Source organism: Vibrio sp. 1727, assembly GCF_033344415.1.
Lineage (GTDB): Bacteria > Pseudomonadota > Gammaproteobacteria > Enterobacterales > Vibrionaceae > Vibrio > Vibrio alginolyticus.
In genome coordinates this window covers 51,768-71,726 of sequence record NZ_JAWPOT010000007.1, presented here as the reverse complement: position 1 = coordinate 71,726, position 19,959 = coordinate 51,768, and the positions used below count along the sequence as shown (strand labels likewise).

The window sequence follows — 19,959 nt, the reverse complement described above, 5'->3', positions numbered from 1 at the left end:
AACCCCATGTCGAGGCGAATTATGACTATAAAAATCACCGCCGAACAGTTATCCATGCGCTTTAAAGAGCGTGTGCTTTTCCACATCCCTGAGTTAGCCATCGGCCCAAATGATGCCATTTATCTCAAGGGTGACAATGGTGTGGGCAAAACTACCCTACTCAAAATCCTTGCTGGCTTGCTCAAACCCTCTACTGGTGATGTTGTTGCGCCAAAAGATACGTGGCTAAAAAGACTGACGCGTCGCAATGGTCGTGTCGATGTGATTTATCTCCACCAATCCCCTTACCTTTTTGACGGCACTGTATATGAAAACGTAGTCTATGGAGTGAAATATCAACAAGACACGCAAAAAGATAAGCGAGCTCAAGTTATTCACGCGCTGCGCATGGTAGGTTTAGAAACCTTAGCGGACGAACATATTTCCGTGTTGTCCGGCGGTGAAAAACAGCGCGTTGCCATGGCAAGGGCTTGGATCTTAAAACCGTCGATTTTGTTGATGGATGAGCCAAGTGCGTCTTTAGACCAAGAATCCATTGAACGATTGGTGGTGATGGCGAAAGATCTTTTGGATCGTGGTTCCAGTATCGTGGTGACAAGCCATCAGGCCAACGCACTGACCGACTTATGTAAAAAACAGTGGTGGATTAAAGACAAGACTTTGATAGAGTCTCCTCTGTTGTATGTCATACCAAAAGAAACATCCCAAGAGAATGCATATGCTTCAACCAACACAAACTAGTTGGGTCATTTTGGCTGGTGGCCAAGCCAGCCGTATGGGTGGAAAAGATAAAGGTCTGATTGAGTTAAATCAGAAGCCACTCATCGAGCACGTTATTGAACGTTTATCTCCACAAACTCCACGCATTTTAATTAATGCCAACCGAAACCAAGATGCGTACAGCAAATTTGGTTTCGTATTTAGTGATCAATTCAAAGATTTCCCTGGGCCTATGGGCGGTATTCACGCGGGTTTGATGCATTCTGAAACCGACTGGGTCGGATTTGTACCTTGCGATAGTCCACAAATTAACACCGACCTTGTCGAGCGTTTCTGCCAGGCCGTCAAAGAAGACAGCGATATTTTGGTCGCGCATGATGGTGACCATCAGCAACCTGTTTTTACGCTCTACCACAAGCGCGTACTGCCAAAACTCACCGCGTTTTTAGAACGTGGCGACCGCAAAATCATTCTGCTCTACAAAGAGTGCAACACCAGTTACGTTGACTTTAGCGACTCACCAAACTGTTTCGTCAACTTGAACACTCCGGAAGAACTGGCGCAATTTGGACAATTAGAATCATGAAACACACGCTAAACATTCCTATTCTTGGTTTTGCAGCTTATTCAGGCACAGGCAAAACCACGCTACTTGAAGCCCTATTGCCAAAGCTGACCGAAGCAGGTTTACGCATTGGCATGCTAAAACATGCGCACCACAACTTCGATGTCGATAAGCCGGGTAAAGACAGCTACCGTTTACGCAAAGCTGGCGCATCTCAAATGCTGATTGCTTCTCGCAACCGTTTTGCGTTAATGACAGAAACGCCAGAAGCCGAAGCGGAGTTTGAATACCTATTAACACGTTTTGATGAAGACATGCTTGATGTTGTTTTGGTCGAAGGCTGCAAAAACATCGCGTTTCCTAAAATTGAATTGCATCGTGAAGAAGTGGGTAAACCTTGGCTTTATCCAAACGATGAAAACATCATTGCTATCGCTTCCGACAGTGCGGAGTTAGATTCTGAGCTCCCTCAAATGAACATCAATGATTTGGATGCCATCGCTCAATTTGTTCTTCAATACGTTCAAGAAGCGAAAGCGCCAAAAAACAAAGAGAAAGAAGCCGCATGTTGCGACGCACTTTCTCCTGCTTTCCTTTCTGTGGTTCAAGGCCAAGAGAAAATCCTTTCTTTGGTGAACACGGTTTCGGAAATAGAAGCATGCAAGATTGAAAACGCCTATGGCCGCGTTCTTGCGGAACATATCGTTTCACCAGTAAATGTGCCGCAATACACCAACTCCGCGATGGACGGTTATGCCATCCGCAGTGATGATGTTGACCGTGATAGCTACCAAGTGGTTGCTGAAGTGATGGCGGGCCATGCTTACGATCAGCCTCTGGAAGTTGGTCAAGCAGTTAAGATCATGACTGGCGCACCAACACCACGTAACGGCGATACAGTGGTCATGCGTGAGCAAGCCATTCAAGAAGGTGACAAGGTCACTTTTAACGGTGCGAATATCAAAGCAGGCCAAAACGTTCGTCAAGCAGGTGAAGATCTCGCTATCGGCAGTGACGTCTTTACCGCAGGCACTCGCCTCGCCTCTCCAGAAATGGGCATGATCGCTTCGCTTGGCTTTGGTGAAGCGAATGTACTCCGAAAATTGAAAGTTGCCGTGTTCTCCACCGGTGACGAAGTACAAGCGCCGGGAACGGAGCAAAAAGCGAATTCTATCTACGATTCCAACCGTTTTACCATCATGGGCATGCTTGAAAAGCTCGGCTGCGAGATCTTAGACTTCGGTATTCTGGAAGACAACGAACAGTTAATGATTGAAGCATTGGAAAACGCATCGGCGCAAGCGGACGTGGTTATGACTTCTGGTGGCGTATCCGTTGGTGATGCGGATTACATCAAACTTGCCTTGGATAAACTTGGTCAAATCGATTTTTGGCGAATCAACATGCGTCCGGGACGTCCATTAGCGTTTGGTCAAATCAACAACAAGCCGTTCTTTGGTCTGCCGGGCAACCCTGTTGCCGTGATGGTTTCATTCATCAACTTTGTTGAGCCTGCACTGCGTAAGATGCAAGGCGAACAAGGCTGGAAGCCTCTGAAAGTGAATGCCATCGCGACTGAAAACCTTCGCTCTCGCCAAGGTCGTACCGAGTTTAGCCGTGGCGTCTATGAACTGGATGCAACTGGCCGTTTAACCGTTCGTACAACAGGCAAGCAAGGCTCTGGTATTTTACGCTCAATGAGTGAGGCAAACTGTTTGATCGAAATCTCCCCAGCTATTGATACAGTAAAAGCGGGAGAAAGCGTGACAATTATCCCACTTCAAGGCAGAATCTAGCTCAAACTAGAAATTCAAAGGTCAGCGAGTCTGGCCTTTTTGTTTAATATACAGAAACCTTTTCAGAGAGACAGCTATGGCTCGCACCATTCTTTACACTTACAAAGACCAAGACAAAGAACTGACGTTCTCATACCAGCAACACCGCAACATTCAAGAAGCAGTTGCAGAAGCCGAAGGTATCGATATCACTGAGTTCCTAAAGATGGAGCAACAAATCGAAGCAGTGTCTGACACTAAAGCGGTGCGAAACTACCGCGACAACTACTTCAGAAAATTAGGCTTTAGCAAAATCACCCTAGCTCAAAAAGAAAACCTGGGCGTAGGCAAAAAGAACAAATAAGCTTAGCTGCAAACAGAAAACTCACGATTCGTCGTGAGTTTTTTATGCATGCTACTTTTGTTCATGATCCATACCCGAGCATACCGAAATTACTTAGGTATATGAGTTACTTGGGTATACAAGTTACTTCGGTATATAAGTAAAAGCCCCGTTTAACCTTGAAAGTCTAAACGGGGCTTTAAATTTCTTCTTACTTTATATCGAGTAAGGTTTCAGTCGCTACTTGATGTTTAAGAACGCAGCGCCGCGTACACCACCTGAATCACCGTGTTTTGCTTTGATGATCTTAGGACACTTAGCCACAGACAATAAGTGTTTAGGGATGCGTTTTGGCATCTCTTCGTAAATCAATTCGAAGTTAGATAAGCCGCCACCAAGTACAACGGTGTGTGGGTCTGTTGCAGTAAACAGGTTTGCAAAGCAGATCGCTAGCAGCTCCATAAAGCGCTCGACGTGCTCTACTGCTTTCTCTTCACCCTCTGCGTGCGCTTTAATAATGTCGATCGCTTTCTTCTCTTCGCCGTAGTAATGCGCGTAAAGAAGCTCGAAACCACGACCAGATAGGTAACTATCTAAACAGCCTTTGTTGCCACAGCCACAACCCAGTAATGGTGCGTTTTCGCCTAGGTGGAACCATGCGTCGATAGGAAGACGTGTGTGACCCACCTCACCCGCTACGTGGTTGCGGCCAGAGAATACTTTGCCTTCGTAGATAAAGCCACCACCAAAACCAGTTCCAAGGATCAAACCTAGTACAGATGGTTCATCTTGAAGATCTTCGTCCCAGGCTTCAGAAAGCGCGAAACAGTTTGCATCGTTTTCAATTTTTACGCTGCGACCGATTTTAGCTTCTAGATCAGCACGAAGTGGTTTGCCTTTTGCCGCAGGAACGTTAACTGTTAGTACCGTTGCATCATCGGCGTCTTCCATACCTGGTAGGCCAAGACCAATCGTACCTTCGCAGCCAAACTCTGTATCGTATTTATTCACCAATTCCGCAATGGTATCAACCAGCAGCTCGTAGTTGTCTGTTGGTGTAGGTACACGTTCCGTCGCTACACGCTCAAGCTTCTCGTTAAATGCACCAAATTCAATTTTAGTGCCACCGACATCAAAGCCGTAATACATGTATTTCTCTCCTAAAAAATGCTTCAAACGACTCTCAAAATGGCTAGAGTCAAAAGTATAAACTGATGGCATTATCCATATCTGTACGCCTGCAAACCGTGACCGAATGCAGATTTATCCCCTCACCGAAGCCAGTTGAACAACATACCATCAACAAAAGCTCATTCCTTAGAGTCAGCTCTCGGTTTTCATCCACTCTTTGAAACGTTTCAAGTGTGGCTGGTTAGGGTCGTTTTTGACTCGAGTCTTGCTCAGCATGTAAGTTTCTCTGAAGGCTTCAAACCACAGTTGAAGGCATTCCGCAGCTTTCGGCTCACCAGCTTGTTTTAAAACTAATGTCGCGACTTCGGCGGTTGAAAGATGCTGCTCATTCTCGGAGCGGCGCATGATGTATTCAGACAGAGATTCCGGCTCAATGGAAAGCACAGGCAAAGATTTAAGAAAATCAGAACGACGGAATATCTTTCGTGCCTCACGCCAGCTACCATCAATAAAGATCAGCAACCATTTTTTGTTCTCGACATCTTCTTTTACCAATCGCCCTGGCTCTAGATCTTCAATTAAACGAGAGGGATCATCCACATAGTCTGCAGGAAATACAATCACCGGTTGGTAACTGTCATCCTGTAGTAGCGCTAGCATCTCTTCAGACGGTTCTGTTCGGTTCCATTGATACACGTAAGTCTCTTGAATCGTATCAGCGATTAGACGACCGGTATTACTTGGCTTAAACACTTCGTTTTCAGAAACAATCAACATACATGCAATATTGGCCTTGATGTTTGGCTGAAGGTCGCACAAACAGTGTTGCTCAGAAACCTGGCAATATTGGCAACGAACCACTTTACACCCACGCGCGTTGAAAGGCTTGGTTGAGATAGATTGTCGGTACTGATATAAACGGTGGAAAGCGTGAATTCTCATGGTAAGTAATGCCAAGTAAAAAGTAGAGCGCGATTCTACTGATATTATGGCTTCGCCTCAAGATAAGCCCATCAGCAGTGTGTTGAAATAATTTCACTCTTATCTCGGTCATAGATAAAGAAATAAATAAGGGAATGACAGTGACAGAAACGACATTTCAAGAACCCTCATGGCTCAGATTAGGCTTTTTCCTTGGCGTATTATTGCTTTGTGCCATTTGGGAAAACAAATTGCCTAGAAAAACACTGACCGCTTCGCGCAGGTTTCGCTGGGTCAATAACTTGTCATTGGTCGCTTTTAACAGCCTAGTTATTGCTTTAATCATGCCTATCGCCGCCTTTCAAGCTGCGGTCATAGCTCAGGAGCAACAATGGGGGCTGCTCAATATTCTGTCCCTCCCCGCTTGGTTAAATATTTTTCTAACCGTCATTTTGCTTGATTTCGTCATTTACGCTCAGCATGTTGTCTTTCATCATGTAAAGCCGCTGTGGAAGATTCACCGAATGCATCACGCCGATCTCGACATAGACGTCACTACAGGCGCACGCTTTCATCCCTTCGAAATAATCATTTCAATGGGAGTAAAAATTGCAGCCGTGTTTATCTTAGGTGTTTCACCTATCGGAATTGTGGTATTTGAAATTGTGCTTAATGCGAGCGCGATGTTTAATCACAGTAATGCAAAACTGGCTTTATCTATGGACCAAAAACTGCGAAACGTCATCGTTACACCAGACATGCATCGCGTGCACCATTCAGTGATAGTAAAAGAGACCCACTCAAACTTTGGTTTTTTCCTTTCAGTTTGGGACCGCTTTTTTGGGACATACCGAGCTCAGCCTAAGTTGGGTCATGAAGATGTTGTTATTGGTGTGCCGGAAATTAGAGACGAAGAAGAGCAAAGATTAGATAAGCTGTTAACGCAGCCCTTTCGCTACAACAAAGAGAAGAAGTAATGGTTGAAAAAATATTGTTGGATGAAGTATGTCAACAAAACGAATAGACCAAGCCTAAACCCCTGTTAAACACTACTTCATCCTCATGATGTGTAAGAACAGATTAGTTTTCTGCTAGCTGACGCTTTTTGTTTAACTGAGTAATACCAACAAATAAACCAACAACACCAAGCACTGCACATGCCAAAGCATTGGTGTTCATTACTTGCTGTGCCTCTATTGAGCTGTATAGAAAAGCAAGGCTGAAGAAAGTGGTGGCAAAGCTCAAACCTGTCAGTACGCTGAAACCAGCAAAACTGGCCAAGTCTTTAAAATCGTTCATAACTAGTCCCTGTTTACAATCCTTAATCGAGTGTTGTGAAAATAATAATTAACGAAATATTTGGCGCGATTGACTATGTTTTCGCGCATTCCATAACCAGATAGATACCCCAAATGAGAACCCTAAAAACAGTGTCTTCATTTGTAGGGCGACGTTGTTATCTAATATTTCTAATGTATAGTGAGCGTGGGAACTAAAGATAACATTGGTTATAAGAATCAATAACATAACGACTAGGCCAGAGCGGCGATGCTTGACCAATAGATACGCTGCTAATAAGTCTAACAGCCCCAACGAGCTCCAATACATATTCAACCAGCGTGGCGCAAAATCGTAAGGTAAAAAGCCACCAACAATGTTGTCATAAAGATGAACCACTCCGCCAACTGTCATAAAAAGGCATAAGAGAAACACGACGAATTTATCCATTACCGTTTCCTTATCTGAATGAATGAGCAAAGCATATAGAAGTCACTTAAACATTTGTAATCCCATCGCCATTTTTGAGATCGACAGTGCCATTATCAACACGATGAGAACAGTAACGGCTGCTCTACCTTCTTTATTTAGCATAGTGTTTGCTTTGTCATTGTCCCAAATCCGCCAATGCAACGACAGAATCCTCCTTTAAATCACGCCTTGGTTTATCAACTCTCGTACCTTTTCCAGCCCGCGCTGAAACACAGTATGTGCATTCGCGGGAAGGCCGCTCTCGACATCGTGCCAGAAGAACGCGAAATCATGTCCACCATCGTCTTGCGTATGAAACAGCCATGAATTAGCGAGGTCAGCACACTCACACAAAACAAAATGCCATACTTGATTTTGAAAGCCACTGTCCCATGAGCATAAATATCGTGCGGAACGAACATGTGTGATACCAGACTCCTCAGCGAGCTCCCGCTTGGCTGCTATGGTGTAACTTTCATCAAACACTTCAACAGTGCCCTTGACGAGCTGAACACCCGCCAACGGATGTTTAAAAAGTAGGATCTCTTGATTTTGATTACGTAGAACGACGGGGCAAACTTTATCGACCACAAAACCACTCCTTCTTATGGCTTTAGCTTTCTCTGGATATAAAAAAATCGCATGAAGCTGCATGATTCATTCCTTTGAATTCTGGCGACATTCTAGTCAACGAGTCCCTCGAACAAAGCATTAACATCACGTTGTGATAACTAAACCCTTTAGAAATGAACGAGATGAGATGTAACTCACTTTTGCGATGCAAATAGGAGCCATTAAATGAGTAGCCGTAACAAAAAAGCAGAACCGAGGTTCTGCTTTTAGTCGGTGGAAACATCTCATTTACTTGGTCTGATGAAGCTCATACTTGTGCAGCATTGCTTGCTGGTGCCCAGCAATTTCCGCCACTTGCTCAGAACTCTCAACCATAGACTCAAGCTGCAGCTTTGTGCGTTCGCCAAGATCAGAAATATGTGTGATGGATTGAGATACATCTGCCGTCGCTCGTTCTTGTTCTTCTGTAGCAACTGAGATTTGCTCAACACGTTCTTGAATGTGCTTAACCGCGAGGTTGATATCAGAGAATGTCGATTTCACTTCATTGCTGGACTGTAGCGCGTGGGTCATTTCTTCTCTTGAATCATTAACTGCTTGGCGCGAGCGCTCTGCGGCAGTAATAAGCTCGCTCATCATTTCTCGGATGTTCGTAGTTTGTTGAGAGGTATCACTTGCAAGTTTGCGAACTTCATCAGCGACAACCGCAAATCCACGCCCTTGCTCACCAGCACGGGCAGCCTCTATTGCCGCGTTGAGAGCAAGTAAGTTGGTGTTGTCCGCGATCCCACTGATCATATCCACCATTTCACGAATCTGTTTAACACGCTGGTCTAGCTCTAACATTGACTGTTCATTTACATCCAAAGAGCTTTCTAATGACTCCAAACGTTCGCGGTTTTGTTCCACGACTTGAACCCCTTTTTCAGTGTGTTGGGTTGCAAGGAGCGAGTCCTGTGAAGATGCATTTGTCACCATTGCTATTTCACGAATAGAGGCTTCAAGCTGCGTTATGGTCGTGATCATACTCGACAACGCTTCATTTTGTGTTGCCAACCCATCACTTGTTTGTTCGGCTGCACTGTGACTTACTTCTGCCGTCTGATAAAGCGTTTCACAATTGCGCGTCACCGTTTGAATGGAGTCATGTGTGGAATCGATTACTTGATTCAACTTTCGTGCTACTTCTTTCAGCTCATAGGGGCCGACTTCTTCTGCCTTGTCACGAAAATCATGTTCGGTAAGTGCTGAAAGACGCGTTAGTACATTCCTTAACCCTCGGTTTGTCCATGACTTGAGACTAAACCAAGTAACCAGAATAATAAAAGAAATCACACACGCCGCAAACACGAGCACAACGCTCACCGATTCAATGGTCTCGTTGACCACCCGCTCTTTTTCATCGATCAACTGACCAGCGGTTTGGGAGATTTGATCAAGTAACCGCATGGTTTCATCCGCAAGCATCGAAGCCTGTTTAAACTCTGAACGTTGCAATTCCCCTTGTTCTAGTTTGGCGAGGATCAAACGCAGCACGCCCTTTTCACTAAAGCCTTGTTTCACCATCTCATATGGTGCGGTTAAGCTTGCATATTCACTTACTTCAGGATGGAAAGATTGGAAGTCTTCATAGGCGAGTTTAATACCTGCTATGCGATTTCGCATTTCTCGGTATTCTTTTTCGGCTTTGTTTAATTCTGAGTGCATCATCATGACTAAGAACGTACTTTCCATTGAGCTTGCAGAAGCAATGAAACGGTTAGCGGCATCGCTCGACTCAGGATTATCAGCACTAAGAAACGAACTGATTCGATTCATTTCCGGACCGATAGAGCTAAGCCCATAGCGAAACCCACCAACAGCGGCATCAATATCCATTTGAATTTGTATCACCGAAGATTGCTTCAACAAAATGGACTGCGTGATGTTATGTAAACGCGCTAGTTTGGTGTCTAACTCCTCCGAGAGTTGCTGAGCTACACCAGACGCTTTCACAACCAAAGTTGTGCTTTGAGTTGCAAGAGAGTCGATTTGCTCTTTTATGAGAGGCAACTCTTTCGGCTCAGTAATCTGCATACCATGGTTGAGTAGCTTAACCATCTCCAATACATTCCTGGTTAACTTTGCGTTTGCCATCGCGATTGGTAATGCTTTTTGCGACAAGTCTTCAAATTGTTCCCCTACCTGTTCCATTCCTTTGAAACTTGAGACAGAAAGGGCTATAACAAGAGCAATGATAGTTAAAAATGTTGCACTGACAGCCTGAATCAGTGAAAGTGATGTGCGTGAGCGTTTTCGCTTTGCCATAATCAATTTTTATTCTTTCTTAAGGTTGAATCGGTTCTGCAGTGATTCCGTCACATTTGTGAGACAAAACCGTGATTTGCAGCCCATACTATGGATTGGTTATGACACTAATATTTCAGTTGTGAGTCATAGAGATGACAGGTGGTGATTTGCGTCGAGTATATTTTCCTTTGATAATCAGTGTGCTACTAAGCGCCTGCTCTTCTGGGCCTGAGCCTAGTGAGCAAGCACAGGTGACAACACCTACAAATCAGCTATTGTCGGACAACCCTGACTTGTTCGACTTTTACACAGAGTGGCACGGCACGCCTTATCGCTTAGGCGGGACACAGAAATCTGGAATTGATTGCTCAGCATTTGTACAAAAAGCGTTTATTGAGGCTTATCAGCTCTCGTTACCAAGGACAACGAAGCAGCAATCAAAGCAAGGTGTGGAGTTAAGTTGGACGGATGCCAAGCAAGGGGATCTAGTGTTTTTTAAAACAAGACGTACAACTTATCATGTCGGAATTTACTTGGGTAACAAGCAGTTCATGCATGCATCGACGTCTAGAGGTGTGATTATTTCAAGAATCGACAACCCATACTGGGCATCTAAGTTTTGGCAAATAAGAAGAGTTACAATGTAACTCCTCTCACTCTTTAACCGGACATTGCTGTAAGTTAAAACAATATCAGTCGTAAGTCGCAACAGCATTATCGAACAGATTTTTGACCAGAGCGATGTATTCATCAAGGAACGTGATCTGTTCATTGGTCGCTTTTTTATGCCATACCCCAGCCAATATCTCACCAAGATCTTCAACAACTGCATCAGCCTCTTTCAACAATTTGAAGCGTACGCTCGAGTGAAGTTCTGGATTTTGCTCAAAAATCGCCATGATGTTTGAAGCCACCATATCGGTGACAACATCTTCGATGCTTTCGGATCCAGTGTCGCCAATTTCGGTCGTAAAAATATCTAGATTTAGAGACAAGTGCTCGATAAGAGCGAGATATCCATCGGTTTCTAAAACCACTGTTTTTCTCCGTTTATTGCAAGCCTTCGAAGCTGAAAGCAGAATAGTTTCAATAGTAAGACATGCCGAGAAAATTTCATTAACTTATTTCATATTAACAAACATTCACGAACCAACTGGATGATTTTCAAACAATTGAGCTTTGCTTCACTGAATTCGGATACAGGGTTTCTTCAAACCTTTTTATATTTCAGTCATTTTCATGCAAACAGGTTTGGTTACGACCATTTTCTTTTGCACGATACAGCGCAGCATCGGCACTCTTTAACCATTGAGTGTGAGTTTCAAAATAAGGCTTATACTCGCAAACACCAATACTTATCGTGTAATTAATCAAAAAATCTTCCACTTTCACGATCTCTTGCTCAATTCTTTTGCGCAAACGCTCTGCGAAATAGCAAGCTTGCTCCTGGTTTGTGTGAGGAAGTAGTACCGTAAACTCTTCACCACCAAAACGACCGCAGATGTCACTGCTTCTTGCTGTTTTTCTCAACAAGGCAGAGGTTCGACGAATGACTTCGTCCCCTGTCGGGTGACCATAAGTATCATTCACCTTCTTAAAGTGGTCGATATCGAATATTACTAATGAGCATGGTCCGTCGATAACTTTTAAGTGAGCAAACTCATCTTTCAATGATTGCTCCCAATAAGCGCGATTAAATAAACCTGTTAAACCATCTTTGCGACTGATTTCCGACAAATGTTGATTTGTTTCTTTCAAATGAATGCGATTTCTCGCAGTTTCAGAAACATCATTGACTTGAATCGCTATGTGGCTGACCTCTCCTGAAAGCCCAATTAACGGCGTGATCACGATATCTTGATACATAAAATCACTGCTGTTTGAAACCGGAGAAAAATTGTTGAACTTAAAAAGGTACGGTCGGTTTTCCCAGCTAGAAAAAGAACGAGTTTCCAGATCGGCGGCAGCTTTTATCTTGGTTTCTAGCCAAGTTCTTGGCAGCTCTTCAAAATGCTCAAATAAACATTCACCAAGAATTTCTTGTGATAGAACGCCACTGTATGACTGCATAAAACTGTTCCACACACACACTTTATACTCTTGATCCAAAACAATAAGCCCTGAATCCATCGTATCGAGAATTTGTGTGACCCAATGAAAGTCTGCTATGTCCAGCGTGATATCGGACATTAGATTAGCTCCATGATTTCATAGATTATTTCTACGGATGGCTTATCAATTAAAAACAGTACCTCGCACTCGAAATCGAGCGCTTCTGCCATGTAGGTGTATTCAATAGTAAAGAGCTCGCCCAACTCGCCTTGCTCTTCACAATAAGGTGTTAAGGTATCCACAATGCCTGGCTGACGAAGTGAGAATTGCTTGTCGAGTTGATCGCCTAACGACGTGAGAAATGACGAAACCAGTAGGTTAGAGATATTCAAGATGATTTCATTATGAGGCGTAAACTCAAGAAGGTAACCTAATTTTTCCCCAATCTGATTGATATCCCTACCACGTAAGCACACCAGTGCCTCCCCGTGAATACCACCACCGACAAACCTCTGCGCTACCGCAACGGAACTGTCACGCCCAACCACATCAACCAGTGTCATATGAAGCTCGCCGTAGGACAAAGGTCCAACATGAGGAACAGGAAGTTGGATGAACTCATGTAAATGGTCGGCCATAATCGCAGCCCCTTTACCAAGGGCAATGTTCGCAATTTCACGGAATTTGGCTAGTAAGGAAAGCTCTTCGCAACCCTGGTTTTTAGAATCAACCGAATGACTAGGTTTGAACGCATAATGCAGTCCTAATTGTTCGTATAGTGGTAGCACCTGCTCTTCTGTCAGAGGCTTAGCGATAAAAGCTTGAGCACCAAGATCGAGACAGCGCTGTTTTGCCTCTTGTTGAACATCTCCAGAAATAATGACGATTTTGGTCGGGTACTGACTAACAGGTAATGATTCGAGGACCTCAAAACCATCCATTATGGGCATCGTTAAATCGAGAAACAAAATATCGATATTTTGCTCAGCAAGAATATTAAGCGCCTCATAACCATCTTGCGCTTCAATAAGATGTAATGATGTATCTTGTACGATAGAACGCGCAATAAGCTTTCTTGCAACAGCTGAGTCATCACATATCAGTATTTTCATGCCACCAATGGAACTAACGTCAAAAAAATCATAATACCTGTTGTAAACGTTCATCTCCATATGCTAAGCCAACAAATCAGAGGCTTATAAGCGATTTGATTCACATTTATACAAATTGACTACACTAAGAGGAAGGTTTCTTTACTAAGTATGCTCAACATAGCGCCAACTCCCTGCTATTTATCCTAAACTATTGGTGGTCAAATAGATTCGCGAGGTTTTGTATGTGGCAAGCAATATCGCAACAGCTTTCTGATACTTTATTGTTCGATTACCAGATCACGGAAAAAGTAAGGCTGTCTGGTGGGGATATCAGTGAAAGCTACATGATCAATGATGGCGAGCAACGTTATTTTGTGAAAATTAACGATCGCGAGTTTTTGTCTAAATTTGAGGTAGAAGCTGAAAGCCTGCATCTTTTGCGTGAAACATCCACCCTATTTGTACCTGAGGTGGTATTGGTTGGTAAAACCAAAAATGCCTCATTCCTAATTCTTAACTACCTTCCAACGAAACCATTAGAAGATGGTCCCAACAGCTTTAAATTTGGGCAGCAATTAGCTCACCTACACCAGTGGGGCGAGCAAAAAGAGTTTGGTTTTGATACCGACAACTATCTTGGTTCGACTCTACAGCCCAACAAATGGCACAAGAAATGGTGTGTATTCTTTGCTGAGCAACGCATAGGTTGGCAATTACAGCTCCTTAAAGAAAAAGGCGTCACCTTGGTTGATATCGATGACTTTATCGACGTCGTAAAACAGCGGCTAGCAAACCATGCTCCGAAACCTTCTTTGTTGCATGGCGATTTATGGAATGGAAATGCGGCACTCACTGCATTCGGTCCTATCTGTTACGATCCTGCGTGCTATTGGGGGGACAGGGAGTGTGATATTGCGATGACAGAGCTTTTTGGTGGATTTCAACCAGAATTTTATCAAGGCTACGAATCGGTTATGCCACTTTCTTCAAGCTATGAGGAACGTAAAGATATCTATAACCTTTACCATGTTCTCAACCATTGTAATTTGTTTGGCGGCCATTACTTGGAACAGGCTCAACTGGTTATTAATAAAATCATTTCTTATTAATTTGGAAGCCACTGCATATTTCAAGATGTAAAATCTCGAGGCACATCACTACAGAAAATCACCCTAAGCTCAAGGTTGAGTTTGGGGTCAAGTTTTGTACTTATTTCGACTCAATTAGCAACAACTCTGCCTAATATCAAAGGAGACTTAACTTTGGATTGTGCCTATTTTCCTTGTAGGCAAAGTAAGTAAAGGGCTGTACTTCAAATAGTGTGTTTAAAAGCCCTGCGAGATTAGGAGTTGTTGTATGAAAAATTATACCGAAAGGTATGTAAAGTGCCCGCATTGCGGACACTCTATCGGCATTACACTGGATGCAAGTAATGGTGACCAAGAGTTTTATGATGATTGCCCAGCTTGTTGCCACGCTATCCACCTAAATATGCGAGTGGATGAGTTACAAGATAAGGTCGAACTATTTATCGATGACAATTACGAATAGCAGCTCGAGCATGTGAACATCAGAAATATAAAAACGCTTAAATGAAAAAGGAGCACTAGGCTCCTTTTTCTCATTCTAAAGCTGTTTTGCTGCAAGAACGCGCTCAACAGTATCAACAATTGCTTGAGTCTGAGGATCAAACTCAATATTAACGCGCTCCCCTACTTGTCTCACTCCGAAAAGCGTTCGCTGCAAGGTTTCTGGAATTAGGTGTACCGAAAAACGACACGCTTCAACTTCACCAATAGTTAGCGAGCAGCCATCTAAACCAATGTAACCTTTCGCTAATACATATTTCATTGATTCTTGCGGCAGTTGGAACCAAATCGTGCGGTTATTGGGCGTATCGATGATATCGACAATATCTGCCGTTAAACTAATATGACCAGACATGCTATGCCCGCCTATTTCGTCACCAAACTTAGCCGCGCGCTCAATGTTTACGCTATCCCCTTCCACCAGCCGACCTAAATTAGTAAGAGCCAATGTCGCTTGCATTAAATCAAAACTGATAAGGTTGCCTTCGATCTTAGTCACAGTTAGACAACATCCGTTGTGTGCAACGGATGCACCAATTTCTAACCCTTTACAAAGTTCATCGCTTAACTCGACAACGTGCGTTTGAAAGCGTTCTTTTTTATCAATTTTAACGACCTTCGCCGTACCCTGAACTATTCCTGTAAACATTTCTTTTTACCTATTGATTTAATACCAACTGTAGTCGAAGACTAAGCCCTAAACACTGCGCTACAGGTCGGAAATAAAGACCGCAGACGATAAAGCCATGGCTTAATGAACACTGGTTTGTTCTCATGCATGCTTCAACATTACCATGATTCGCTGCTGTTCTCAGTAAAAGCGTATCCTTAGCGTGGAGAGCGTCCAGTCAGTGTTATCGACTATTCGCTACCTAGCTATGGAATATAAACATACAATTGTTTATCATTTGCGCGGAGTTTCTCCGAGGCATTTTTTCACCTTATCGTGACTAAAATCAACCATCAGATCCGTTCACCACATCTTTTGCCCTCGAGTACTCTCATTCTTTCAACTTATTGTTCCGCTCTGGAGTATTTTTCGTGCATCGCTATAAAGAAGAAGCATCAAGTCTTATCAAATTGGCGACCCCGGTATTGATCGCATCTGTCGCTCAAACTGGTATGGGGTTTGTTGATACCGTAATGGCTGGCGGCGTTAGCGCCACCGACATGGCTGCGGTTTCTGTCGCTTCAAGTATTTGGCTACCATCCATTTTGTTTGGGGTGGGTTTATTAATGGCATTGGTCCCTGTTGTCGCACAGTTAAATGGCTCTGGTCGTCGAGTGAAAATCCCCTTTGAAATTCAGCAAGGCGTCGTCTTGGCATTGCTTATCAGTGTGCCGATAATTGCAGTCCTGCTTCAAACCCAGTTTATTCTCGGGCTGATGGATGTTGAAGCACTGATGGCAGAAAAAACGGTGGGATACATTCATGCCGTTATATTAGCAGTACCCGCTTTTTTACTTTTCCAAACGCTTAGAAGCTTTACGGATGGTATGTCATTGACGAAACCGGCAATGGTTATTGGCTTTATCGGTTTGCTGCTCAACATTCCTCTAAACTGGATTTTCGTGTACGGCAAGTTTGGTGCACCTGAATTAGGCGGTGTTGGCTGTGGTGTAGCAACCACGATTGTTTACTGGGTCATGTTTGCCATGCTATTGCTGTATGTGATGACATCAGAGCGATTGAAAAGCATCAACCTATTTGGAGAATGGCATCGCCCACAATGGAAAGCGCAAGTTCGTCTATTCAAGCTCGGCTTTCCTGTTGCAGCAGCGCTGTTTTTTGAAGTGACACTGTTTGCTGTCGTTGCACTGCTCGTTTCACCACTGGGTCCTATCATTGTGGCAGCGCATCAAGTCGCGATTAACTTCTCCTCGTTGGTATTTATGCTACCAATGAGTATTGGTGCAGCAGTAAGCATTCGTGTCGGCCATCGACTTGGTGAAGAAAACGTAGATGGCGCGCGCGTAGCGTCACGAGTCGGCATTATGGTTGGTCTAGCATTGTCCGTTCTCACAGCGATTTTAACCGTCTTGTCTCGTGAGTGGATCGCCGAGCTTTATACTAGCAACCCAGAGGTAATCACTCTAGCGATGCACCTGCTCGTGTTTGCCGCTGTTTATCAATGTACGGATGCGGTTCAAGTGATCGCAGCTGGTGCATTACGCGGCTATAAAGACATGCGAGCCATCTTCAACCGTACTTTTATTGCTTATTGGATTCTTGGCTTGCCAATTGGTTACGTCCTTGGCCGTACAGACTGGATTGTTGAGCCAATGGGAGCACAAGGCTTCTGGCTTGGTTTTATCATCGGCCTATCTTCTGCGGCCTTTATGTTAGGCGTCAGAATGCGTTGGATGCATCGCCAAGAGCCAGAAGTGCAATTGAACTTTTCAGTTCAATAAAAAGTAAAAAAAGCCAGCATCCGCTGGCTTTTTTGATCGAATAATCACACGGTTGAGTATACTTATAACAAGATTACAAAGCGGTTGATTTTGCTCTCTAGACAACGGATACGAAGTTAGAAAAAAGGATATTTGTGCGGTCTATTTTATTGTTCTTAATCATGATTCTTAATGGTTGTGATAACTGGTTCAATCCAGAGAACGCCATGTTTGATAAGTATCATCAACGTGTAGCCAATGTATTGGACGTTCCTGCTATTCCAATAACACTACAGTCTACGGTAACGATTCCTGCGAAACGCGTTTTGTTCGAGCCATTGCCAAGGCTATCTATTGGCCTGCTAGAGAGCTATCAATTACGACAGTGCGGACTCTTTAATTTACTTGCCGAGAAAAACTCACAACTTGGCAAGGTGCAGGATGCCTTTCATGATTTTGATTATCAAACTGCCCTTTTAAGAGTCATGCATCGATGTTTATCCGAGTTTCCACTTAGCGATGAAGAACGCGCGACATTGACAGAGCTTTACTCAACCAAGTGGCAACATTTAGACATTCATCTCGACAACTTACTACTCGTAAGTGATGCCATGCAGAAGCAACTAACTGCCTCTGATTGGCTATCTCAAGACACGACGAATGATATTGCACGCATTAACGATGTCTATCGTATTTTCAGCGAAATGTATGATTTACCCCACCGCGCGGTCTCACGTCTACCCGATGTGGAAGTTACGCAATATCAAGAAGAGTTAGAGAAATCTCGTTTACTCGGACGACTTTACTATTCAATGGTAAACACATCCCTTTGGTTAAAAGCGACAACTCAGCTACTTGAGCAGAACCAGAGCAATGTATTGTGCGGGCCGAAAAGAGACACCACCCAGTTCCGCTACTTAAGAAATGTCTTTCAATCCATTTACGTTGAAGAAGTGCAACCTTATTTGGCTTATTTAGACAGTACCTATCAACAACTTAATGATGGTGCTACTTTGGTGGAGAACCGTATGCAACTCCATGGTCACCAGTATGGCATCATTGAGGCACATAGGACATTTAGGCAAGAAACCCTAAACCACGTTCAGTTTTGGCAGGGTCTCTTCAAACGATGTGGCGTAACCGTTGGCAACTAGTAAGTGCAGAGCGTTCTATTCCTTCAGCCTTTCACGCAAGAATCGAGCAAAACGTGGTTTACCAGTATGTGTAAAACCGTTATATCTAAATGTAATGGTTGAACCAATTTTCGGAGGCTGGCGACGCACTTCATCGGTAAATCCGCTACCGATGTAAAACTCAATGCCATTTGGTAAGCGAACTAACATTGCTCCCATCATACCTAATAAGCGCCCTGTTCCTGGCTTATAACCCACAACTAACGCTTCATCATCTGCGTATCGTTTTAGTTTAAGCAAATCACTACCGCGTCCAGCCTGATAGCGGCTTGATACCTTTCGCAACATCACCCCTTCACCGTCGGATATTGAAATTTTATCCAACTGTGTAAACAGATGAGCTTCATTTTGAATCGCTCGGTGCTCGACATATTTGATATGAGGCTGGTCGACTTCAAGCACTAAATCTTTGATGTTGTAATAACGCTTCCGATAATCACCAGCGGAATATGGCATATCAAAGATCATAAAGTCGATGTGTCGCCAAGCAGACTCTACAGGAGTTTTATCTAATACCGTTTGCTGAACAAGATGGAAGTTACCTCTCCCAGCCCAAAGTTCACCGTCCAACGGATAATCAGGCAAAGGTCCTGTAAACCAATCTGGGGCGTAGATTCGATTACCATTTCTCGTCACGAGATGTTGCCCAGTCCAATAAGCGCGAACACCATCAAGTTTTTCGCTATACCAATATTCAGACACATCAATGCCATCCTGATAGCTTTGTGCAAGAGAAACTGGTGGTGCGAAAGACGTATCCGCTTGAGGCTGTGAAGACGCTGCCATAACAGCCAGCGCAATTAATGTCATTTTTAATGGCATAAGAAGACCTTGTACAAAAAATCGTCTTTATTGAAACGTAAGTCCTCTCGATGACCTATTTATTACTAGTCATTCTTCGACTCATAACAATCAACATTAGTAATAATTTGCAAAGATAATCATAAACTTTAGACAGGTTTTGCATTTAGTCGTTACACGTTATTCACGTAAGGCGGATGGTTCGTCAATCGAGCTGGAATCTAATCATGACGAGCCCCCAGCTCTAACGACTTCTTTCGGCTCAACACCTCTTATAAGCAAACCATTTCTGTGTGCGTTTTTGATTCTCAATTTGAGAATCAGTCCTTTCTCAAATTGAACAATATCATTAACAATATTTAACTATTTGATTTTTAATTAATTTCAAATTGGCACGTTACCTGCTCTATATCCAATTAGAAAACCAAACGGAGACAGAGTCATGGAATTACGCAAACTAGAAATCAATCAAGACAAGTTAGCCATTGAGTTTTTTGGTGACTTAGACGCAAGTGGCTGTCGACAAGCACAACATCACATTGATGAAGTAATTCACAACAATCATCACAAAGAAGTCGAAATTAACCTACAGCACGTCCAATTTCTTGATTCTTCAGGGATTGGTGCCATTGTTTACTTATATAAGCGTCTAGTTGAACGTGAAAGAAGCATGAGTATTGAAAACGTATCAGGCCAACCTTTAGAAATCATGAGCTTGCTTCGTATCAACCATGCCATTCCCGTTAACTCAAAAGGACACTAAAAATACCGGT

The 19,959-nt window shown here is 43.5% G+C and carries 22 protein-coding genes; 11 read left to right on the top strand and 11 right to left on the bottom strand.

All coding sequences use genetic code 11. The features are described from left to right. The first annotated feature begins 21 nt into the window (after positions 1 to 21). The 4 genes from R8O10_RS09100 (at position 22) to R8O10_RS09085 (ending at position 3,424) form a co-directional block, all read left to right on the top strand. Positions 22 to 741, top strand: a complete 720-nt coding sequence (locus tag R8O10_RS09100) for an energy-coupling factor ABC transporter ATP-binding protein (RefSeq protein WP_025766658.1) — start codon at positions 22 to 24, stop codon at positions 739 to 741. Further along, positions 719 to 1,306: a molybdenum cofactor guanylyltransferase MobA gene (gene mobA, locus R8O10_RS09095; RefSeq protein WP_005389527.1), complete on the top strand. Its 588-nt coding sequence runs from the start codon at positions 719 to 721 to the stop codon at positions 1,304 to 1,306. Before R8O10_RS09100 ends, mobA begins: the two co-directional genes overlap by 23 nt. Beyond that, on the top strand, positions 1,303 to 3,081 hold the full coding sequence (locus R8O10_RS09090; RefSeq protein WP_318191317.1) for a bifunctional molybdopterin-guanine dinucleotide biosynthesis adaptor protein MobB/molybdopterin molybdotransferase MoeA: 1,779 nt from the start codon (positions 1,303 to 1,305) through the stop codon (positions 3,079 to 3,081). Before mobA ends, R8O10_RS09090 begins: the two co-directional genes overlap by 4 nt. Positions 3,082 to 3,157: 76 nt before the next feature. Beyond that, positions 3,158 to 3,424, top strand: coding sequence for a DUF2960 domain-containing protein (locus tag R8O10_RS09085; RefSeq protein ID WP_005377584.1), 267 nt, complete (start codon positions 3,158 to 3,160; stop codon positions 3,422 to 3,424). A gap of 219 nt (positions 3,425 to 3,643) precedes the next feature. On the opposite strand, the gene nagK is transcribed toward R8O10_RS09085, so the two are convergent. Both nagK and R8O10_RS09075 read right to left on the bottom strand, forming a co-directional pair. Continuing rightward, entirely contained in the window at positions 3,644 to 4,552 is a 909-nt protein-coding gene (nagK, locus tag R8O10_RS09080; RefSeq protein WP_005377586.1) for an N-acetylglucosamine kinase, read from the bottom strand. A 174-nt stretch (positions 4,553 to 4,726) separates the two neighbouring features. Then, entirely contained in the window at positions 4,727 to 5,476 is a 750-nt protein-coding gene (locus R8O10_RS09075) for a tRNA-uridine aminocarboxypropyltransferase (RefSeq protein ID WP_021033873.1), read from the bottom strand. Positions 5,477 to 5,616: 140 nt separating this feature from the next. Here R8O10_RS09075 and R8O10_RS09070 point away from each other — a divergent pair, with 140 nt between their 5' ends. Continuing rightward, positions 5,617 to 6,432 (top strand): sterol desaturase family protein, encoded by an 816-nt coding sequence (locus R8O10_RS09070; RefSeq protein ID WP_031777247.1) that lies wholly within the window; start codon positions 5,617 to 5,619, stop codon positions 6,430 to 6,432. Positions 6,433 to 6,535: 103 nt separating this feature from the next. Here the strand turns inward: R8O10_RS09070 and R8O10_RS09065 are convergent, their stop codons facing one another. The 4 genes from R8O10_RS09065 to R8O10_RS09050 form a co-directional block, all read right to left on the bottom strand. Beyond that, positions 6,536 to 6,754 carry a hypothetical protein gene (locus R8O10_RS09065; RefSeq protein ID WP_005389537.1) on the bottom strand — a complete coding sequence of 73 codons (219 nt, stop codon included), beginning with the start codon at positions 6,752 to 6,754 and terminating at the stop codon, positions 6,536 to 6,538. Between the two features lie 48 nt (positions 6,755 to 6,802). Further along, positions 6,803 to 7,183 (bottom strand): hypothetical protein, encoded by a 381-nt coding sequence (locus R8O10_RS09060; RefSeq protein ID WP_053307088.1) that lies wholly within the window; start codon positions 7,181 to 7,183, stop codon positions 6,803 to 6,805. 198 nt (positions 7,184 to 7,381) lie between these two features. After that, positions 7,382 to 7,795, bottom strand: coding sequence for an NUDIX hydrolase (locus R8O10_RS09055; protein ID WP_318191334.1), 414 nt, complete (start codon positions 7,793 to 7,795; stop codon positions 7,382 to 7,384). Positions 7,796 to 8,065: 270 nt separating this feature from the next. Continuing rightward, positions 8,066 to 10,084 carry a methyl-accepting chemotaxis protein gene (locus tag R8O10_RS09050; protein ID WP_005377618.1) on the bottom strand — a complete coding sequence of 673 codons (2,019 nt, stop codon included), beginning with the start codon at positions 10,082 to 10,084 and terminating at the stop codon, positions 8,066 to 8,068. Positions 10,085 to 10,218: 134 nt separating this feature from the next. Between R8O10_RS09050 and R8O10_RS09045 the strand changes: the two genes are divergently transcribed. Next, on the top strand, positions 10,219 to 10,713 hold the full coding sequence (locus R8O10_RS09045; protein WP_025998640.1) for an NlpC/P60 family protein: 495 nt from the start codon (positions 10,219 to 10,221) through the stop codon (positions 10,711 to 10,713). 45 nt (positions 10,714 to 10,758) lie between these two features. On the opposite strand, the gene R8O10_RS09040 is transcribed toward R8O10_RS09045, so the two are convergent. From R8O10_RS09040 to R8O10_RS09030, 3 genes are all read right to left on the bottom strand, one after another. After that, entirely contained in the window at positions 10,759 to 11,103 is a 345-nt protein-coding gene (locus R8O10_RS09040) for a DUF3802 family protein (RefSeq protein ID WP_005377620.1), read from the bottom strand. 190 nt (positions 11,104 to 11,293) lie between these two features. Beyond that, on the bottom strand, positions 11,294 to 12,256 hold the full coding sequence (locus R8O10_RS09035; protein WP_025766666.1) for a GGDEF domain-containing protein: 963 nt from the start codon (positions 12,254 to 12,256) through the stop codon (positions 11,294 to 11,296). Next, positions 12,256 to 13,230, bottom strand: coding sequence for a response regulator (locus R8O10_RS09030; RefSeq protein ID WP_021033872.1), 975 nt, complete (start codon positions 13,228 to 13,230; stop codon positions 12,256 to 12,258). Before R8O10_RS09030 ends, R8O10_RS09035 begins: the two co-directional genes overlap by 1 nt. A gap of 224 nt (positions 13,231 to 13,454) precedes the next feature. Here R8O10_RS09030 and R8O10_RS09025 point away from each other — a divergent pair, with 224 nt between their 5' ends. Both R8O10_RS09025 and R8O10_RS09020 read left to right on the top strand, forming a co-directional pair. Beyond that, positions 13,455 to 14,321, top strand: a complete 867-nt coding sequence (locus R8O10_RS09025) for a fructosamine kinase family protein (RefSeq protein WP_042522943.1) — start codon at positions 13,455 to 13,457, stop codon at positions 14,319 to 14,321. Between the two features lie 247 nt (positions 14,322 to 14,568). Next, the gene (locus R8O10_RS09020) at positions 14,569 to 14,763 is read left to right on the top strand and encodes a CPXCG motif-containing cysteine-rich protein (protein ID WP_017634925.1); all 195 of its coding nucleotides are present in this window, start codon (positions 14,569 to 14,571) and stop codon (positions 14,761 to 14,763) included. Between the two features lie 75 nt (positions 14,764 to 14,838). Here R8O10_RS09020 and R8O10_RS09015 read toward each other — a convergent pair whose 3' ends face one another. Beyond that, a complete protein-coding gene (locus tag R8O10_RS09015; RefSeq protein WP_005377625.1) occupies positions 14,839 to 15,450 on the bottom strand; it encodes a riboflavin synthase in 612 nt (203 codons plus the stop codon). A 392-nt stretch (positions 15,451 to 15,842) separates the two neighbouring features. On the opposite strand from R8O10_RS09015, the gene R8O10_RS09010 reads away from it, so the two are divergent. Further along, complete coding sequence (locus tag R8O10_RS09010; RefSeq protein ID WP_005377626.1) at positions 15,843 to 17,213, top strand: MATE family efflux transporter; 1,371 nt, start codon at positions 15,843 to 15,845, stop codon at positions 17,211 to 17,213. A 161-nt stretch (positions 17,214 to 17,374) separates the two neighbouring features. After that, positions 17,375 to 18,346, top strand: a complete 972-nt coding sequence (locus tag R8O10_RS09005; protein WP_017634927.1) for a DUF3080 domain-containing protein — start codon at positions 17,375 to 17,377, stop codon at positions 18,344 to 18,346. 15 nt (positions 18,347 to 18,361) lie between these two features. Here the strand turns inward: R8O10_RS09005 and R8O10_RS09000 are convergent, their stop codons facing one another. Then, complete coding sequence (locus R8O10_RS09000) at positions 18,362 to 19,207, bottom strand: DNA ligase (protein ID WP_053307085.1); 846 nt, start codon at positions 19,205 to 19,207, stop codon at positions 18,362 to 18,364. A 421-nt stretch (positions 19,208 to 19,628) separates the two neighbouring features. Between R8O10_RS09000 and R8O10_RS08995 the strand changes: the two genes are divergently transcribed. Further along, positions 19,629 to 19,949 (top strand): STAS domain-containing protein, encoded by a 321-nt coding sequence (locus R8O10_RS08995; RefSeq protein WP_017634929.1) that lies wholly within the window; start codon positions 19,629 to 19,631, stop codon positions 19,947 to 19,949. The last annotated feature ends 10 nt before the right edge of the window (positions 19,950 to 19,959 follow it).

What these genes read in the sequence shown, in the direction of transcription:
- R8O10_RS09100 (WP_025766658.1), top strand. Translation starts at nt 22, where the DNA reads ATGACTATAAAAATCACCGCCGAACAGTTATCCATGCGCTTTAAAGAG.
- mobA (WP_005389527.1), top strand. Translation starts at nt 719, where the DNA reads ATGCTTCAACCAACACAAACTAGTTGGGTCATTTTGGCTGGTGGCCAA.
- R8O10_RS09090 (WP_318191317.1), top strand. Translation starts at nt 1,303, where the DNA reads ATGAAACACACGCTAAACATTCCTATTCTTGGTTTTGCAGCTTATTCA.
- R8O10_RS09085 (WP_005377584.1), top strand. Translation starts at nt 3,158, where the DNA reads ATGGCTCGCACCATTCTTTACACTTACAAAGACCAAGACAAAGAACTG.
- nagK (WP_005377586.1), bottom strand. Translation starts at nt 4,552, where the DNA reads ATGTATTACGGCTTTGATGTCGGTGGCACTAAAATTGAATTTGGTGCA.
- R8O10_RS09075 (WP_021033873.1), bottom strand. Translation starts at nt 5,476, where the DNA reads ATGAGAATTCACGCTTTCCACCGTTTATATCAGTACCGACAATCTATC.
- R8O10_RS09065 (WP_005389537.1), bottom strand. Translation starts at nt 6,754, where the DNA reads ATGAACGATTTTAAAGACTTGGCCAGTTTTGCTGGTTTCAGCGTACTG.
- R8O10_RS09060 (WP_053307088.1), bottom strand. Translation starts at nt 7,183, where the DNA reads ATGGATAAATTCGTCGTGTTTCTCTTATGCCTTTTTATGACAGTTGGC.
- R8O10_RS09050 (WP_005377618.1), bottom strand. Translation starts at nt 10,084, where the DNA reads ATGGCAAAGCGAAAACGCTCACGCACATCACTTTCACTGATTCAGGCT.
- R8O10_RS09045 (WP_025998640.1), top strand. Translation starts at nt 10,219, where the DNA reads ATGACAGGTGGTGATTTGCGTCGAGTATATTTTCCTTTGATAATCAGT.
- R8O10_RS09035 (WP_025766666.1), bottom strand. Translation starts at nt 12,256, where the DNA reads ATGTCCGATATCACGCTGGACATAGCAGACTTTCATTGGGTCACACAA.
- R8O10_RS09030 (WP_021033872.1), bottom strand. Translation starts at nt 13,230, where the DNA reads ATGAAAATACTGATATGTGATGACTCAGCTGTTGCAAGAAAGCTTATT.
- R8O10_RS09025 (WP_042522943.1), top strand. Translation starts at nt 13,455, where the DNA reads ATGTGGCAAGCAATATCGCAACAGCTTTCTGATACTTTATTGTTCGAT.
- R8O10_RS09020 (WP_017634925.1), top strand. Translation starts at nt 14,569, where the DNA reads ATGAAAAATTATACCGAAAGGTATGTAAAGTGCCCGCATTGCGGACAC.
- R8O10_RS09015 (WP_005377625.1), bottom strand. Translation starts at nt 15,450, where the DNA reads ATGTTTACAGGAATAGTTCAGGGTACGGCGAAGGTCGTTAAAATTGAT.
- R8O10_RS09005 (WP_017634927.1), top strand. Translation starts at nt 17,375, where the DNA reads ATGATTCTTAATGGTTGTGATAACTGGTTCAATCCAGAGAACGCCATG.
- R8O10_RS09000 (WP_053307085.1), bottom strand. Translation starts at nt 19,207, where the DNA reads ATGCCATTAAAAATGACATTAATTGCGCTGGCTGTTATGGCAGCGTCT.
- R8O10_RS08995 (WP_017634929.1), top strand. Translation starts at nt 19,629, where the DNA reads ATGGAATTACGCAAACTAGAAATCAATCAAGACAAGTTAGCCATTGAG.